At 55.8% G+C, this 16808-nt stretch carries 18 protein-coding genes; 7 read left to right on the top strand and 11 right to left on the bottom strand.

Annotated features, from left to right (window positions below; translation table 11 throughout):
- Positions 1–359 precede the first annotated feature (359 nt).
- A complete protein-coding gene (locus tag CA264_RS12060) occupies positions 360–1094 on the bottom strand; it encodes a Dph6-related ATP pyrophosphatase (protein ID WP_036776112.1) in 735 nt (244 codons plus the stop codon).
- Between the two features lie 241 nt (positions 1095–1335).
- Between CA264_RS12060 and CA264_RS12055 the strand changes: the two genes are divergently transcribed.
- Positions 1336–1524, top strand: coding sequence for a hypothetical protein (locus CA264_RS12055; RefSeq protein WP_025607465.1), 189 nt, complete (start codon positions 1336–1338; stop codon positions 1522–1524).
- A gap of 56 nt (positions 1525–1580) precedes the next feature.
- On the opposite strand, the gene CA264_RS12050 is transcribed toward CA264_RS12055, so the two are convergent.
- A complete protein-coding gene (locus tag CA264_RS12050; RefSeq protein WP_025607464.1) occupies positions 1581–2678 on the bottom strand; it encodes an MBL fold metallo-hydrolase in 1098 nt (365 codons plus the stop codon).
- A 298-nt stretch (positions 2679–2976) separates the two neighbouring features.
- Between CA264_RS12050 and CA264_RS12045 the strand changes: the two genes are divergently transcribed.
- The 4 genes from CA264_RS12045 to CA264_RS12030 all read left to right on the top strand — a co-directional run bounded on the left by CA264_RS12045 (position 2977) and on the right by CA264_RS12030 (position 6414).
- Positions 2977–3207 (top strand): hypothetical protein, encoded by a 231-nt coding sequence (locus tag CA264_RS12045; protein WP_025607462.1) that lies wholly within the window; start codon positions 2977–2979, stop codon positions 3205–3207.
- 90 nt (positions 3208–3297) lie between these two features.
- Positions 3298–3558 (top strand): hypothetical protein, encoded by a 261-nt coding sequence (locus CA264_RS12040; RefSeq protein WP_025607460.1) that lies wholly within the window; start codon positions 3298–3300, stop codon positions 3556–3558.
- A gap of 140 nt (positions 3559–3698) precedes the next feature.
- On the top strand, positions 3699–4418 hold the full coding sequence (gene pepE, locus CA264_RS12035) for a dipeptidase PepE (RefSeq protein WP_025607458.1): 720 nt from the start codon (positions 3699–3701) through the stop codon (positions 4416–4418).
- Positions 4419–4605: 187 nt separating this feature from the next.
- Positions 4606–6414 carry a DUF885 domain-containing protein gene (locus CA264_RS12030; protein WP_025607456.1) on the top strand — a complete coding sequence of 603 codons (1809 nt, stop codon included), beginning with the start codon at positions 4606–4608 and terminating at the stop codon, positions 6412–6414.
- A 102-nt stretch (positions 6415–6516) separates the two neighbouring features.
- Here CA264_RS12030 and CA264_RS12025 read toward each other — a convergent pair whose 3' ends face one another.
- The 9 genes from CA264_RS12025 to CA264_RS11985 form a co-directional block, all read right to left on the bottom strand.
- Positions 6517–6972, bottom strand: coding sequence for a hypothetical protein (locus tag CA264_RS12025; protein ID WP_025607454.1), 456 nt, complete (start codon positions 6970–6972; stop codon positions 6517–6519).
- Between the two features lie 6 nt (positions 6973–6978).
- Positions 6979–7407 (bottom strand): hypothetical protein, encoded by a 429-nt coding sequence (locus CA264_RS12020; protein WP_025607452.1) that lies wholly within the window; start codon positions 7405–7407, stop codon positions 6979–6981.
- A gap of 44 nt (positions 7408–7451) precedes the next feature.
- Complete coding sequence (locus tag CA264_RS12015; protein WP_025607450.1) at positions 7452–7991, bottom strand: RNA polymerase sigma factor; 540 nt, start codon at positions 7989–7991, stop codon at positions 7452–7454.
- 416 nt (positions 7992–8407) lie between these two features.
- Positions 8408–9367, bottom strand: coding sequence for a transketolase family protein (locus tag CA264_RS12010; protein ID WP_025607448.1), 960 nt, complete (start codon positions 9365–9367; stop codon positions 8408–8410).
- A gap of 59 nt (positions 9368–9426) precedes the next feature.
- On the bottom strand, positions 9427–10791 hold the full coding sequence (locus CA264_RS12005; protein ID WP_237151112.1) for a vWA domain-containing protein: 1365 nt from the start codon (positions 10789–10791) through the stop codon (positions 9427–9429).
- A gap of 68 nt (positions 10792–10859) precedes the next feature.
- Positions 10860–11717 carry a transketolase gene (locus tag CA264_RS12000; protein WP_025607444.1) on the bottom strand — a complete coding sequence of 286 codons (858 nt, stop codon included), beginning with the start codon at positions 11715–11717 and terminating at the stop codon, positions 10860–10862.
- A 163-nt stretch (positions 11718–11880) separates the two neighbouring features.
- Positions 11881–12330: a thioredoxin-dependent thiol peroxidase gene (gene bcp, locus CA264_RS11995; RefSeq protein ID WP_025607442.1), complete on the bottom strand. Its 450-nt coding sequence runs from the start codon at positions 12328–12330 to the stop codon at positions 11881–11883.
- Between the two features lie 96 nt (positions 12331–12426).
- Positions 12427–14343 carry a M23 family metallopeptidase gene (locus tag CA264_RS11990; protein WP_025607441.1) on the bottom strand — a complete coding sequence of 639 codons (1917 nt, stop codon included), beginning with the start codon at positions 14341–14343 and terminating at the stop codon, positions 12427–12429.
- Positions 14330–14941 carry a fumarylacetoacetate hydrolase family protein gene (locus tag CA264_RS11985; RefSeq protein WP_025607440.1) on the bottom strand — a complete coding sequence of 204 codons (612 nt, stop codon included), beginning with the start codon at positions 14939–14941 and terminating at the stop codon, positions 14330–14332. The genes CA264_RS11990 and CA264_RS11985 overlap by 14 nt, the downstream gene beginning before the upstream one ends.
- 369 nt (positions 14942–15310) lie before the next feature.
- Here CA264_RS11985 and CA264_RS11980 point away from each other — a divergent pair, with 369 nt between their 5' ends.
- Together CA264_RS11980 and CA264_RS11975 are read left to right on the top strand one after the other, a co-directional pair.
- The gene (locus CA264_RS11980; protein WP_025607437.1) at positions 15311–16108 is read left to right on the top strand and encodes a M48 family metallopeptidase; all 798 of its coding nucleotides are present in this window, start codon (positions 15311–15313) and stop codon (positions 16106–16108) included.
- Between the two features lie 14 nt (positions 16109–16122).
- Positions 16123–16752, top strand: a complete 630-nt coding sequence (locus CA264_RS11975) for a hypothetical protein (RefSeq protein ID WP_025607435.1) — start codon at positions 16123–16125, stop codon at positions 16750–16752.
- Positions 16753–16808: the final 56 nt, after the last annotated feature.

The raw sequence follows: 16808 nt of genomic DNA, 5'->3' as shown, positions 1-16808 counted from the left end.
CTAATCCAATACTGTATGCTAATATGTTATAATAATTATATCGTAGTGTGCTTATATTTAAATAAAACTGTCGGCTCTATTCTTCTGAACTCACTTAGACCAGTGTTTTGTAAAATGCTATAAGGCAGGTTGGTGTAAGTGTGGCGCATCCCTTTGCAGGTAGGATCATACAATCTGCGTGCATAGTAAAAGTATCGCTATATGTTTTATTGAACTTTATTGAGAAGAGGGTTCTGCGGGATTGTACCAGATGGGAATTTGGTTGACGTTCTCCAAGGAGTGTAGCAGCGAAAAAATGACAGGTGGGGATTAAAGTAGCAGTTGTGCCAGGTAAGGTTGCACTTTGGTTTTGTGATCTACTACGCAGGCAGCAGATCACAAAACCAGAAAGCAGTATCAAAAACAGGTTCGTCTTCCTTTTTAAAGCAGTGATCGTCTTTAGAAGCTGGAGGGCCGTAGCTTTTGCGCACTTTCTCGCCTGGTGTATAGGGGATAGGCTCTTTAAAAATCGGGCCGTCGTACACAAACGTATGGAACTCGCCGTTCTCGCCGGCAGGGTCCACGCCGGCGGGCAGGTCACGGAGAAAAGCCGCATCAAACGGGCGCCCTGCAAAAGAGGCATCGAGTAAGCGCTCGTTCACGCAAACCACCACAGCTTTAAAGCCCAGGCCCATAAACTCCTGCACGAGCTCAGTGGTGGAGCGGCCCCACAGCGGGAAAACGGCCTCCATGCCAACCTGCTGCAGCTGCTGCTCCCGGTAAGCGCGCAGGTCCTCCAGGTTAATGTCGCCGAAAACAGCGTGCCGGATACCCTGCTGCTGTAGTGGGCGCAGCGTTTGCTCCATCAGGCTATTGTAGGCACTCATGCTGGCTTGCTCGGGCAGGTAAAGCTTCCGGAGGGGGAGACCCAGGCTCCTTGCCTGGAGTTCGAGCAGTTCTTCCCGCACCCCGTGCATGCTTACACGCTGTGTTGTGCTGCTCAGGGTTGTGAGCAGAGCCTCTACTCTGTACTCTTGCTGCTGCAGTACGTGGTGCAGGCACAGCGAAGCGTCCTTTCCGCCGCTCCAGTTAAAGATACTTTTCTTCTCCAGCATGTTTTTATGCGTTATCCCAGCCCTTAAGGTAAGGGAAGGCAGGCACTTTTAAAAACCGCGGGTACAAGCACTTTGCCGGAGGGGCAGCCAAGCGAATGCTTCCGGCATACTTCGGTGCCTGATAACCTTGCCGGTAGCGCCTGTTGTGCGAACAGGCTATCGTTTTACAAAAGTGCACGTAAACCAGATGGAGCTTTAAGAATCTGAAAATGATGTCGCACGAAAAAGAAAGGACTAAGCAATGGCAAGAGGAGATAAATCAGCCTATACGGATAAACAGAAGCGTAAGGCAGAACATATTGAGGAAGGGTACGAAAAGCGGGGCGTAAGCCACAAGGAGGCGGAGAAACGCGCCTGGGCAACCGTAAACAAACAGGACGGAGGCGGCAACAGGAGCGGCTCCGGCAGAAAGAACCACAGCAACGATTAGGTAAAGGTGATTGCAATAGAAAACGGCCAGAAGAAAGCTTCTGGCCGTTTTGTTTATCATGGATAGTTGTTGGTGTGTGCGTGCGGGTTGTCGTGGTCAGGGTCTACGTTGGCGGGCATTCCCTGCATCACGCGGTTGTGAGAGTAGGGCCGCTGTGCGGGCGGCTCGTGCTGCCGCTTGGCGTAGCCGTACCCCTCTTTGTAGTTGTCGCGTCTTTTCCAGGCGGCCCATGCCAGCCCCGCTATGGCCACAGCACCTGCCACTGCCATTACCTTCGGCACGGGGTTGCTGGCTGCTGGCGGCACCGATATCACGCCGTACTCATCTGTTACGGCGGGCTCGTGTATATAGCGGCCGTGCTTCGGTACGGCCACGATCCAGAACTCATGCACCAGGCGCTCCAGTTGCTGCTGCAGCTCTCTGCCGCGCATGGGCATGCCGTGCCCGGAGGCGGCAATCTCCGGCTGCAACTCATAGAGCTTTTCTACGGAGTGGTGCGCAGAGCCCCAGTCCGGTGTAAAATACGCCGGAGGCCCGTGTACTTCGCGCTTCTCCGTCATCACGGCCACCGCCGACTCCGCATCGCGGGTGCTGAAGGCGTCGCCCACGATCAGCGTCCTGTCCTCCTCCCGGAAAAAAGAGACGTGCCCCGGGCTGTGGCCGGGGGTGTGCAGCCACTTCCAGCCTTCCAGGCCCGGAACAGACCCGTCCGGTGGCAGCAACTCCACCCTGCTTTTAATGTTGATAGGTTTTTTGGGGTAGGCAAACGCCATGTAAGCCATCGCACCGCCGCCTACACTTGGGTCTGGCGGGGGGTAGCTGGACAAGCCGGTGATATATGGAAGTTCCATGGGGTGGGCGTACACCGGCACATCCCACTCTTCGGCCAACTCCTTAACGGAGCCAATGTGGTCGAAGTGGCCGTGGGTGAGTAAGATGGCGCGTGGCCGGTTGTCCTTGCCAAAGATCTCCTCTGCCGCCTGCTTCACCTTCGCGGCCGAACCGGGCACGCCTGTGTCTATCAACACCCAGGAGCCATCCGGGTTTGCCGCGTAGTAAAGGTTTACAAATACCGTTTTGAGCCCCCACACGCGCGGTGCCGCGACAAAGGAGTGCCTGTGGCTGCTCCTGCTTTTTTGTGATGCTGCTTCCATAAGCCTGTTTTATTATGCTATAGTTCAAACTCGAACTTGTTCATACGGAACATCTGCCGATTAAGCTGCCAATTCCGGGGGAGTACTTCGCCAGTACGGCCATAAGGTACGCCAGCGTGTCATAATTTCTGTAAACCTCTGGTGCGTTTGCAGGTTATACTTGCCGAGGCACGCTTTTTGAGTTTCGGCGTGTGGGCCGCATAAATATGGCACCGCTAATTTCCTGTTATGCAGGAATTTTTTATCTTTCTGGAAATGTTTATCTAATATGGTTAATTTATTCGTACCCCCAAGCTATATGGCCGTTTACGCGAAGTGCGTGGATGCGTCGATGCCAGCCTTCGCTCCGGATGAGTGGATCGAAGAAGGAAAGGTGTATCCTGTGAAGCACTTCACGGAGCCTCTTAACCAGGGCGACGGATTTGCTGTCACTATCATGGATGAGGATGGGATAGAGATTCACCCCTCGCCGTCGCACTGGAGTTTTGCCTCTACACGCTTCGAGCTGTACACCCTGCACCTGAACTAGACCAAACTCAGGAAATTTACGTTAAACTATAAAGGCTGCCTTGCGCAGCCTTTTTTATAAAATGTTGGATAGTGAAGTAGATATTTACCCATGACTGCCGAAGAATTTAATGAGCTGCCGCCACACCTGCAGGCTGAGCTGGCCCTGGAGCAGGGGCATTACCTGCACCATCGCATCAAGGGCTGGTGTAAGATAGATCTCTACTGGCTGCACGACTTTTATGTGGAGCTGTGGTTCCTGTATGACCTTAAGAGCATTGGCCTGGTGCGCGCGCTTACCAGCTACCGCCAGCTGGACCCCTACACCGAGACAATCAAGCTCAGGCTCAAGCACCACAAGCGAAAGAAGTAGTGCCGCAGTAAAGGCAGTTGCGGCCATGGGGCGTGCTTTGAGCCTGCTGCAGCTGTTAATTTCCCGGCCCTCTCCTAATTCCCGGCAATCAAAATCGGCTTGCTTGCTCCTTCACCCACTCAAAATTTATACCTTTGGGTATGAGCAGAAACTTACTATTGATCAGCACCTCGACCACGCACGGCACCGGCTACCTGGAGCACGCCGAAGAAGAGATAAAGTCCCTGCTGGAAGGGAAAAAGAGCATCCTGTTTATACCTTACGCCCGTCCGGGAGGCATTTCGCACTCCGACTACACCGCCAAGGCGCGTGAGGCATTCGAGAGGTGGGGCATCAGCGTGAGCGGCGTGCACGAGTACGACGACCCGGTGAAGGCCGTAAACGAGGCAGAGGCCGTGTTTATTGGCGGCGGCAATACCTTTGTGCTGCTGCGCAACCTGTACGCCAATAAGCTGGTGGAGCCGCTGCGCCACCGCGTGCTGAAGGGCATGCCGTACATGGGCACCAGCGCCGGCACAAATGTGGCAGGCAGAACCATCGGCACAACCAACGATATGCCCATTGTGCACGTGAAAACCTTTGACGCGCTGCAACTGGTGCCTTTCAACATCAACCCGCACTTTCAGGACCCGGACCCGAACTCCACGCACATGGGCGAAACCCGGGATACCCGCATCGCTGAGTTTCACCACCATAACCGCCAGCCGGTGATCGGCCTCCGTGAAGGCAGTATGCTGCGGGTGAAGGGCGATGGCGTAAAGCTGCTGGGGCCACACACGGCACGCGTTTTCCTGCAGGGCCAGAAGCCGATGGAGTTTAAAACTACGGAAGAAATTCACTTTCTTATGGATGCGTACTAGCCAATACCGGTTTGCCTTCCTTTGGCCACGCGGTGTACTTTGGAAGGACCGAAGCAAAGCAAGAAGGCAGATAGCACCTATGGAGGAGGTGAGGCGTAAAGTCTCACCTTTTTTTGTTATTTTAAGGCATAGATGGAGTGCTTTTCTCTTTAGAGTGCCCTCTTTCCCGTTTTTAAATCAAAAGCCTATGAAAAAACATCGACTCACTTTATGTGCCGTGCTGGTGGCGGCGTCGCTCGGCGCCGTTAGCTGCTCCCGCACATCCGAACAACAGCAAGGCTCTGAAGCGGTGGCCGCTGAGCAAAACCTTGCCCGGCTCTTTGAGAACTACTATGAGGAGCGCCTGAAGCTGTTTCCGCTGGAGGCTACTGCCATCGCCGATAACCGCTACAACGATCAGTTGCCCAACGACCTGAGCCAGCAGCACCAGGAGCAGGTGCGCCAGCTGTATCAGCGCTACCTGGGCAAGATCAAAGCCATCGACCGCAGCCAGCTTAACGAGCAGGAGCAGGTCAGCTACGATATCTTTAAGTATGAAATGGAGGTGTCGCTGGAGGGGCTGGAGCAGCCTGCCAGCCTGCTGCCGATTAACCAGTTCTGGAGCCTGCCTATCACCATGGCACAGCTGGGGTCTGGCTCCAGCAACCAGCCCTTTAAAACTCCGGAAGACTACCAGGACTTCCTGGGGCGTATAAAAGGCTTCACCGTCTGGGGCGATACGGCCATAGCCAACATGCGCAAAGGGATACGTATGGGAGTCGTGCTCCCGCGCACCCTCACCCAAAAAGTACTGCCCCAGCTGCAGGCCATGGTGGTCGACGAGCCCACCAAAACCATTTTCTGGGCTCCGGTGGAAAACCTGCCGGATAACTTTACCGCTTCGCAAAAAGACAGCATTCGCCGGGCTTACACCAAGGCCATCCAGGAGGAGGTGATCCCGACCTACAAAAAGCTGTATGACTTTATGCAGCAGGAGTACCTGCCCAAGAGCCGTGCCACCACCGGTATTAGCGGCATCAAGGGGGGCGATGAGTACTACAGGTTCCTGGTGCGCTACTGGACTACCACTGACATGACGCCCGACCAGATTTTTGAGATAGGGCAGCAGGAGGTGGCCCGCATCCGGGGTGAAATGGAGCAGGTAAAAGAGCAGGTGGGTTTTAAAGGTGATCTGGCTGCGTTCTTCAAGTACGTCAACGACAACCCGAAATTCACTCCCTTCAACTCGCCGGAGGAGGTGCTTGGCGCCTATGATGCGATAGCGCAGCGCATGGAGCCGCAGCTGGGCAAACTGTTCGGCATCACCCCAAAATCGAAGTTTGAGGTGCGGCAGACGGAGGCGTTCCGGGCGGCATCGGCGAGTGCGGAGTATAACCCGCCTGCGCCGGACGGCTCCCGGCCGGGAATCTTCTATGTGCCGATTCTGGACGCCGGCAAGTACAACATGGTAGGCATGGAGTCGCTCTTCCTGCACGAAGCCATTCCGGGGCACCACTACCAGATCTCCATTCAGCAGGAGCAGGAGGGTTTGCCACGGTTCCGGCAGTACGCCTGGTACGGCGCCTTTGGCGAGGGGTGGGCTTTGTACGCGGAGAGCCTCGGCAAAGAGCTGGGCCTTTACACAGACCCCTACCAGTACTTCGGGCGCCTGAGCGATGAAATGCACCGGGCCATCCGGCTGGTGGTGGATGTAGGGATGCACGCCAAAGGGTGGACCCGGGAGCAAGCCATCCAGTACTCACTGGATAACGAGCTGACGAGCCGCGAGGCCGCCGTGGCCGAGATAGAGCGTTACATGGCCCTGCCGGGGCAGGCCCTGAGCTATAAAATAGGGGAGCTGAAGATAAAGGAACTGCGCCAGCGGGCAGAGCAGCAACTAGGCGACAGGTTCTCCATCAGTGCCTTCCATGATGTGATCCTGAAAGGCGGCGTTATGCCCCTGGCCGTGCTGGAGAAGAAGGTGGATGAGTGGATTGCCGAGCAGAAGAACTCCTGACAAAGATGCTTTTCTGATCTGAAGCAGAGAAAGTATAAAGAAAGAGAAAGGCACTCCGGTTACGGTAGTGCCTTCTCCTTTTCAACTTTAGCCAATTGAAATTCAGTTGCTTGCGCTTCTGTCATCCAGGCGCTTCAGGAGCATTTTGGTAAACTCCCGCTCGCCGCGGTACAGCTTTATCAGCTGCTTGGAAGAAATGATGCGCAGGTACTTGTTGGCGTATTCCTTCTCCAGGTTCAGTTCTCGCTCTTTGATGACGAACATATTGTCTAGCCTGGTTTTTGCCTCCTGCTCGCTCAGCTCCTCCACATTCTCTCTGTAGCCGCTGCGGTAGCCTTTAACGAGGGTGCGCCGCTTGCTCTCGTACTCGTTGTAAAGGGGCCAGAACTTTTGGGCCTGCTCTGCTGTAAGCTCCATCTTATCCGTCAGGAAGGCCGTTTTTGCCGCCTCCACGTTTTCCCGGCGTTCCTGTTTGCTGCCCTCCTGCGCCAAGGCAGCTGTACTGCCAAGGGTGGTGAGTGCGCAGCATAAAATCAAAATAAAAAGGTAATGCTTCATGGGTGATTAGTATTCAATATCGTCCAGGGTATAATATTCCAGCTCCTCTTCGGCGGCTGTTGCACTCACGTTTAAAAGCTCGGCGGGCAACTCCTGTTCCCGCAGGGTGCTGAGCTCTTCAAAGTCCGTTGTTTCCAGTGTGGCGTAGGTGCTCAGGTACTGCACAATGTCCGTGTCAGAGACCGCGGCCAGGTTTACTAGCTGCTGCTCCGGCTGCTCCGGCAGGTTGGCCACATACACGCCCGCAAGAAGCAGTAGCAGGGCCAGCGGAGCCGTTGCCAGGCGCACAGGCCGCCACAGCACCTGTTGCCAGGCTGGCTTTTCACGGGAGGCGGTTTGCTCCATCACACGCATCGGCAGGCGGTCGAAGTAGCCTTCGGGCACCTGGTACGGGTTGCGCTTTGGTATGTCGCTGAGCTTTAGGTTTTTATTCATGTTGGTGAACTCTATATCGTTAGATGCGCCTCGTGGTTTAAAGTTTAATCCTGCTTTAGAAATTCCTCTACTTTTTTCACGGCAATGTGGTAAGAGGCCTTCAGGGCCCCCACGGAAGTGCCCAGTATCTGCGACATCTCCTCATACTTCATCTCATCAAAATACTTCATGTTGAAGACGAGGCGCTGCTTGTCGGGTAGGCGCAGGATGGCTTTCTGTAGCTTCTGCTGTACTTCATCGCCCGCCAGGTCGGGGGAGGACGCCACCTTTTCCATCAGCTCGGCGGTTACATCGTTCAGGGGCAGGAAAAACCTCCGTTTTTTGCTGGAAAGGAAGGAAAGGCACTCGTTGGTGGCAATACGGTAAATCCAGGTGTATAGCTGCGCATCCTGCCGGAAATTGTCCAGGTTCTTCCATACTTTCAGAAATACCTCCTGCGTCAGGTCGTCGGCGTCGTCATGGTCGATCACCATCTTGCGGATGTGCCAGTAGATCTTTTGCTGGTACTTGCGCACAAGTTGGTTAAAGGCCATGTTACGGCTCTCAGGCTGGGCGAATTTCTCTAAAAGCTCTTTGTCTTCCAAGGGTGTTTCAGCTGCTGGAAGGTGCTGGGTGATGTCCACACCTCCGTTACAAATATAATGGCTTTGCCTAAAGGTTCGGCCCGCCGGCGCTATTCTTTCCTGTTGCACCGCTCTGGAGGCCATGATGTAACTGCTGGTTCAGGAGAAACTCCTGCGTTGCCGCTGCCTTCGCTTAAATAGTTGGAAGCCTGCAGCCTAAAACACCTTCTGCCCATGTTGATGGAGAGCTCTGCAGTTGCCAGAAAGGGGGTTAGGCAGAGGTGGCGGAATGGCAGTAGAAGCAGGGACAGGCGGGGGAACAAGCGGGGGGGGGCGCCAGAATGCTCCTCCATAAAAAGAAAAGAGCCGCAGGAAACCTCCTGCGGCTCTTTTCTATGGTAAGCTATCGTTGCCGAAGCAACAGCGCTGCTTGCGCTTTAGCCGTTCTTTCTGCTGATAGCGCGTTCGGCGGCAGCCACAATGTCGTTTTCGCTCAGGCCGTACTTCTCCATCAGCTGCTCCGGTGTGCCAGACTCGCCAAAGGTATCGTTTACAGCCACATACTCCTGCGGAGCCGGCTTGCTTGTAGCCAATGCCTGCGCAATGCTATCGCCGAGGCCGCCGATGCGGTTGTGCTCCTCAGCCGATACCACACAGCCTGTTTTAGCAACCGATGCCAGTACGGCCTCTGTATCCAGTGGCTTGATGGTGTGAATGTTGATGATCTCTGCAGAGATGCCTTTGTCGGCCAGGATTTGACCGGCGAGGATGGCTTTCCACACCAGGTGGCCTGTCGCAAAGATACTCACGTCAGTTCCCTCGTTGAGCATCACCGCTTTGCCGATTTCGAACTTCTGGTCTGCAGGCGTGAAAATAGGCACAACCGGGCGGCCGAAGCGCAGGTACACCGGCCCGTCGTACTCGGCGATGGCAATGGTGGCGGCTTTGGTCTGGTTGTAGTCGCACGGGTTGATAACGGTCATGCCCGGCAGCATTTTCATCATGCCGATGTCTTCCAGGATCTGGTGCGTGGCACCGTCCTCACCCAGGGTGAGGCCAGCGTGCGAAGCACAGATCTTCACGTTTTTACCGGAGTAGGCGATAGACTGACGGATTTGGTCGTATACGCGGCCCGTTGAGAAGTTGGCAAACGTACCGGTGTACGGGATCTTACCGCCAATGGTCATACCGGCGGCAAGGCCCATCATGTTCGCCTCTGCGATACCCACCTGGAAGAAGCGCTCCGGGAACTCTTTCTGGAAAGCGCCCATTTTCAGGGAGCCGATCAGGTCGGCGCAAAGGCCTACCACGTTGGGGTTCTGGCGTCCAACCTCCAGCAGACCGTCCCCAAAGCCGGAGCGCGTGTCTTTTTTCTCTGTATAAGTATACTCTTTCATCTTTATCATATTCTTCTTAAGGTCAGGAAGAACGCGTATGCCGCGGCATGCGCGTTTTATTATCTGTTGAAAATTTTAACGGTTGTTGTGGCGCCCGACCGAATAGTGAAGTCCTGTACAAAGGTGAACTTGCTCGACTGGGCTGATTTCATACGGTACACTAATTTATACTTGCCCGGCTGCAGGGCAAGGGTCACTTTGCTGTTGTCTTCCGGTAAGTTGCAGAGCCAGCGCTGGCCTCCGCCTTCCACCAGCTCATACACGCCGCCAAAGCCCTGCACCTGCGAGGGGATGGCCAACTGGCCCGGCGGCGGAATGGTCACCGTGTTGGTTTTCCCCTGCTCCAGCGTTACCCCTTTGAGCTGCATGCGCGGCATCGTCAGGATCTCCAGGTCATACTTGCCGGTCAGGTACTTTTGGCTGTTGCCGAAGCGCTGCACGTTCAGTGTCTCGTCCGAGCCGGCCTGGCGCACAATGGCATTCAGCTGCCCGTAGGGCGAAGGGCCGTCCTGGCGCAGGTATAACTCACCCTGGGGCGCTTGTACCTTCACCACGTTGTGTTTACCGGGCGTGATGTTGAGGTTGCGCTCCAGCACCGGCGGCACGGTGTTTACCTGCAGGTGGTAGGGTAGGAGCGCGTCCACATCCAGCACGTCTGGCTTGCCCTTACCATCCAGGTAGTGCACGTAGTTATACTCGGCTTCGCCGGTCAGCGCATTTACAAACGTCATGTTCACGTTTGTCTCCGTTGGCCGGTTCTGGTCATCGAGCAGCTCTACGCTTACGGTGGTCTGGCTCAGCGCCTGCGTCACAATCTCGGTGAGCACCGTCTCAAACGTCTCGACATCGGCAGCGTTAAAGTACTGGCCGATGCAGCTTAACTGCTTCTCGTGCTGCGGCTCTATGCCGATGCCGATTACGAAGGGGCGCAGGAAAATCCGCTTTTTCTGCAGGGCCTCCGATGTGGCGCAAGGGTCGCCGCCGCAGGATTCCAGACCGTCCGTTATCAGGATGAGCACGTTGCGCGAACGCTCTTCCGGGAAATCGCCCGCCGCCTGCTGCAGCGAGTACGTGATGGGCGTGTTTCCACGTGGCACAATCTCCACCAGCTTCTTCTTGATGGCCTCAGCGTTATCCTCTCCGAAAGCCACCTCCAGCTTCGTGTCCTTACAGTCGTTGCGCTCGCGGCCAAACTGGTGCCCGTACACCCGCAGTGCCACCTCCACGTTCTCGTGGCGGTCCAGGGAGTCTACCAGGTGCGCCAGCAGGTTCTTAGCCACCTCCATGCGGTCGCTGCCTTCCCACTTCGCCAGCATGCTCCCCGAGGCATCCAGCAGGAAGAGGATGCGCGTTTTGGGCTTACCGTCCTGGGCAAAAGAGGCCTGTGCTGCCGAGAGCATCAGCAACAAAAGCAAGGCTACCATTCGCGTGCACCAGTTTGCCATTATACTACCACCGGAAGACAGACGGGTTTTTGGCCCTAAAGTATAAATTAATAGTCAGCGGCTACGTTAACGGCCAGCTGCTGCAGGGCGATCTCCAGCTGCTCGTCGTTCGGAGCCACGCCATGCCATTTGTGAGAGCCCATCATGAAATCTACCCCGTAACCCATTTCTGTGTTCATCAGGATGATAACCGGCTTGCCCTTGCCTGTTGCGGCTTTGGCTTCTTCCAGTGCAGGCAGCAGCAGCTCAAAGTTGTTTCCGTCGGCTTCCAGCACGTGCCAGCCAAAGGCCTCGAACTTAGCGCGCAGGTCGCCCAGGTGCATTACTTCCTCCGTCGAGCCGTCAATCTGCTGGCCGTTGCGGTCCACCGTGGCAATCAGGTTATCCACCTTGTGGTGCGGGGCATACATGGCCGCCTCCCAGATCTGGCCTTCCTCCAACTCTCCGTCGCCCATCAGCACGTACACCAGGCTGTCGTCGTTGTTAAGCTTCTTTGCCTGTGCGGCACCAACTGCGGCAGAAAGCCCCTGGCCCAGGGAGCCGGATGCAATGCGCACGCCCGGAAGCCCTTCGTGGGTGGTCGGGTGGCCCTGCAGCCTGGAGTTCAGTTTGCGGAAAGTGGCAAGCTCTGCTACATCAAAGAAACCGGCGCGGGCCAGCGTGCTGTAAAAGACAGGGGAGATGTGGCCGTTGGACAGGAAGAACAGGTCTTCGCCTTTGCCGTCCATCGTGAAGTCGGTGCTGTAGTTCATCACGCGGAAGTAGAGCGACACGAGGTAGTCTGTACAGCCCAGGGAGCCGCCCGGGTGGCCAGAGTTAACGGCATGCACCATGCGCACGATGTCGCGGCGTACTTGTGCGGCGGTCTGCTTCAGCTCGTCAATGCTTTGATTGTGTGGATTCACAGTTTGTAAGTTAAAGAATTATGGATTGAATAAAGGTTTTCCTCACTTGTTGTACGTTGGCTTTATGCTTGAGTAAGTGAAGCTTAGGGCCTTCGCAAGGGTAAATATAACAAAAAAAACGCAGCCACCTTGGTCGGATAGCTGCGTTTGCATGTTTGCTCTGTTACTTGAGGATCTGAGCGGCGTGCTCTTTCGTTTTCACCTTCGTAATGATGTCCTGTATCAGGCCGTTCTCATCGATCACAAAGGTGTAGCGCATGGTGCCCATGTACTTGCGGCCGTACATCGATTTTTCCTGCCACACGCCGTACTGCTCCACGATCTGCTTATCGGTATCGGCTATGAGCGTAAAGGGCAGCTCGTGCTTGCCGATAAAGTTCTGGTGAGACTTCTCGCTGTCGGTGCTCACCCCGATTACCTCGTAGCCCTGCTGCTGCAGGCCTGTGTAGTTATCGCGCAGGTTGCAGGCCTGGGCGGTGCAGCCGCTGGTGTTGTCCTTCGGGTAGAAGTACAGGATCACCTTTTTGCCGCGGTAGTCGCTCAGCTTTACCGTATTGCCGTTCTGGTCTTTGCCTTCGAATTCGGGTGCTTTGTCTCCGGTGTTCAGTTGCATAGTTAATCGTTCGCTATTTCGTATCAAGAATCACGACGCACGTACCACGAGGTAATTCAAGTCTTGAATCGTGATGCGTGTGTCGTGCTTCAAAACTTATATCCTGCCCGTATAGGTGGCCTCGTTGCCGGCGTTATCCTTTACCTTCAGAATTACTTCACCCGACAAAGGTACACTTTTGTCTAGCTTTTCAGACCAGATGGTGGCGGTTTTGTGCTCATACTTCATCAGAATCCACTTGCCGTCCACCCAGGCGTCAAAAGAGTTCAGGCCCGAGAGATCGTCTGATACCTTAAAGCTGATGCCGTTGCGGCTCTTGCTCACCAGCCTGATGTACGGGGGCCTGGTGTCTTCGAGCACTTTGAACTTGCCCATGTTTTTGGTGGTGAAGGTGATGGTGTTGCCCTCCCACTTGCCGCCGGTGTAGCCACGGCCGCGGCCGGTGCCCAGGAAGTATACGGCGGCCTTGCCCAGGTCCAGGCCAGCGGTGTCGGGCCGGATGGTCACCTTCATCGCCTTGTGCAGGGGCGTAAAGTAGTCGCCGATCGTGTACACGCCCTTGTCCAGGTCTGTTTGCAGGTACAGCGTGTCGTAGAGCGACTCCTTGTCAAACTGCACCTTCATGTCGCGGTTCGAGAACATGAAATCCTTGCCCGGCGGCACCATCCGCTTCAGCTTAAAGTCGGTGCTCAACCCGCAGAAGCGCATGGAGTCCGGCAGGCCGGCGCGCAGGTCGTAGAGGCTCACGGAGGTGGAGTTCTTCATATAGCTCGGCACCAGCATCAGTGCCTGGTTACCCACATACAGTTCAATGTTCTGCGGGGTGGCATTGGTGTCGGTGGCGCTTATCTTGAGCACGTTTCCCATGATCTCGTAGTCCAGGGCCGGCTTTTTAACGTTGGCGGCCACCGTTTGGGTAAACGTGGGCTTCTGCCCCTTCACCACAAAGCTGAGCGTTGAGACGTTGTTGTAAGAGTCGCGGGCCACCAGCTGTACTTTGTACACCGAATCCGGTTGCACCGTCAGGCGCCCGTCGCGCTCCTTGGTCTTGTAGAGCGGCAGGTCGTTGCCATAGTCCACAAAGGCCTTCTGGAATGTGCGCCCGCGCATTTTGTACTGGTTGTAGTTGATGTGCTGCGACACCTGCCGCGACAGCTCGAAGGGCACCTGGTCGATGTAGTGGCGGTAGAGTTCCTCCCCGTTCACCACCAGGGTTACCTCCTGCGTGCCGTTTTTATTCGCGGCACCGTCCAGGCGGTCAATCGTCTGCAGCTCCAGCCCGATCAGGCCGTGCGCGTACACGGTGTCTGCTATGCTGTAGTTGGAGCCCACCTGTTTGGTGCGCAGCTCTTCGCGGCTGAACTCATTGTTTACGCGGGCGTAGATGTTGAGCGGCGAAATGCCCAGGCTGTAGATGTCCGGCGGCGTGGTGTCGATCACCTCCGAGAACTTATACTTGAGCGGGTTGTACAGGCGGTCCTGCTTGTCTCGGATCTCGAAGTGCAGGTGCGGCCCTCCTGAGCCCCCGGTGTTGCCGGACAGGCCGATCACCTCGCCGCGCTTCACAGGGAACTGCCCCGGCTCCGGAAACAGCTCCAGGTCAAAGGCCTGCTTCTCGTACTGTTTCTGCAGCATGTAGGCGGCCAGCGGTTTGTAGTACTCCAGCAGGTGCGCGTACGTGGTTACCAGCCCGTTCGGATGGGTAATGTAGATGATGTTGCCGTAGCCGTAGCTGGACTGCTTTACCCGCGACACATAACCGTCCGCGGCGGCATGCACCGGCAGCCCCACGCGCTGCTCCGTTTTTATGTCCAGGCCGCCGTGGAAGTGGTTAGAGCGAATCTCCCCCATCGTGCCGGACAGGTAGTTGCGCTCCCCGGGCTTAATCGGGAACAGAAAATAATTTGACTCCGCAGGGGCTGACGGCGCGGCTGGAGGAGCCTGCGCCTCGGCACCCCAGGCGGTAAACAGGGCAAGTACAGCCGTGGCTAGCTGCTTCTTATTTAACTTCAAAATTGAGGAGTTTCTTATCTTCAACATATCCTTCCAGTCTGTCTCCTATTTTAACAGGGCCTACGCCCTCGGGTGTTCCCGTGTAAATGATGTCCCCTTTCTTCAGGGTGATGAACTTTGAAATGTAAGCGATGATATCGTCGAAGTCGTAGAGCATCATGCCGGAGTTGCCCCGCTGCTTCGTTTCCCCGTTCACTTCCAGGCGGAAGCCGATGTTCTGCAGGTCCGGGAAGTCAGCCAGCGGCAGAAACTCAGAGACTGGCGCGGAGCCGTTAAAGCCCTTGGCCAGCGTCCAGGGCAGGCCTTTGGCCTTCGCCTTTGCCTGCAGGTCGCGGGCGGTAAAGTCAATGCCCAGGCCGATTGCGTCGTAGTACTTGTGCGCGAACTTCTTCTCGATGTTTTTGCCCTCCCGGCCGATGCGCAGGAGCAGCTCCACCTCGTAGTGCACGTCGTTGGAATACTCGGGGTAGTAAAACGGCTCGTTGTTACGGAGCACGGCTGTGTCGGGCTTGAAAAAGATCACAGGCTCGTCCGGAACCTCATTCTTAAGCTCTGCAATGTGCTCGGCATAGTTTCTGCCGATGGCAAGTATCTTCATGTAAAGGGCGTTAGCTGTTTTGTCTTCTGTTATGTTTTCAAAAATAGGACTTTTAACGTAGAGGCCCAGCAAAAGGGCGGTAAATTTTATCCGCCGGATTAGGGCCTGCCGTCTCTCGTTCTACCTCCTGTAACCGCGTAGCCGTACATTTAGTATCCGCCTGGGGCACTATAACATTTTAAATGCACCGTGACGTATACCTGAACAGGTGCGGCACCCTGTGTCGCGCCGGTAGTGAGTGCGCATGACAGCATACTTCGAATGTAAGTATATAGTTATGTTAATTTAACCATGTATAAATGCTTGGTTTTTGAAAAATTGGTTCAAAATTTGAATCCGGTTTTTTAGTAGCCACTAAATTTTAGAACGATGTACAAGAAATCAATTGCTTTTATAGTTGCCGTGGTGATGCTGGCAGCATGTACCACGGTGCCGATTACGGGCCGCCGCCAGCTAAACCTGGTGTCTGATGCGCAGATGCAGTCGCTGAGCTACGATGCCTATGACCAATTCCTAGCCGAGAACAAGCTGTCTCGGGACGCGCAGGCCACGGCCATGGTGAAGCGCGTGGGGCAGCGCATCCAGAACGCAGTGGAGCGCTACATGGCCGCCAACGGGCTGCAGGACGAGCTGGCGGGTTTCCAGTGGGAGTTTAACCTGGTGCAGGACGACCAGGTGAACGCCTTCGCCATGGCCGGTGGTAAGACGGTGGTATATACCGGCCTTCTGCCTGTGGCGCAAAACGAGACGGGGCTTGCCGTGGTGATGGGCCACGAGATTGCCCACGCCATTGCCAAGCACGGCAACGAGCGCATGAGCCAGCAGCTGGCGCAGCAGTTTGGAGGCCAGACACTGTCGGCACTCGCCGGTGCCCAGCCGGGCACGGCACAGAACCTGCTGATGTCGGTGTATGGCGTTGGCTCCCAGCTGGGCCTGTTAAAGTACGGCCGCACGCAGGAGTCGGAGGCTGACCGGCTGGGGCTGATTTTTATGGCCATGGCTGGATATAATCCAGAAGAAGCTGTATCTTTCTGGCAGCGAATGGAGGCGGAAAGCGGGGGGCAGGCGCCGCCTGAGTTCCTTTCTACCCACCCAAGCGCCGGCACCAGGCAGGCTGCCCTGAGGGAGCACATGCCGGAGGCGCTGAAGTATTACAAGGCCAGATAACACAACACACCTGCATGGACGGAATCAAAAAAAGCAGCACGCCCTTTGCTGCCCTTAAGTTCGGACACTTTTTATACCTGCTGCTTTTCCTGGCGGTAGCCGCCGCCGGCTGCTCGGGCCGGGAGTTTATACAGGAAGAGGCAAGCACCGACCCTGAGGGGCCGGAGGCGCCGCCGCCGTACGACGGCCGGCTGCTGGCCCAGGTCGTGTTCGACAGCGTGGACTATATTGTGCCCACCACACAGCTGATGCAGCCGTTTATCCGCGAGTTCGGAGACGGCACCGTGGTAGACAAGGTGATGATCCGCAAAGTGCAGGAGACGAAGGAGGACGAGCCGGCCTACTACCTGGTGGGCTTAGGGATGCAGAACGGCGCTTTCAGAAGCATGGCGCTGGAGCTGGACCTGGCGGCTGACAACAGCCTGTACCTGAGCAGCAACGGCGCCAAACACATGTGCAAGTCGTCTGCCGGCTGTGGTTTCTGCTATTTTACTTTCTCCGGCAACCGCATTACAGGCTGCGAGTGCTCCTCCAGGGCACCGGGCAATAACTGCGAGCACAGGTTTACAGAGAAAAACACCCTGCTGAAGGATGTGCCGGTGCTCCGGTCTACCCGAGAGGGCAGGGGGGCAGGCAAAAGGTAGCCGCTCTTTATACGTCACATAGTCCTTTCAACAGAAAAGGGCCGCTGTACATGTAC

This window comes from Pontibacter actiniarum (assembly GCF_003585765.1).
Lineage (GTDB): Bacteria > Bacteroidota > Bacteroidia > Cytophagales > Hymenobacteraceae > Pontibacter > Pontibacter actiniarum.
The sequence above is the reverse complement of the archived record's forward strand: the minus strand, read 5'-3'. Positions and strand labels throughout refer to the sequence as shown.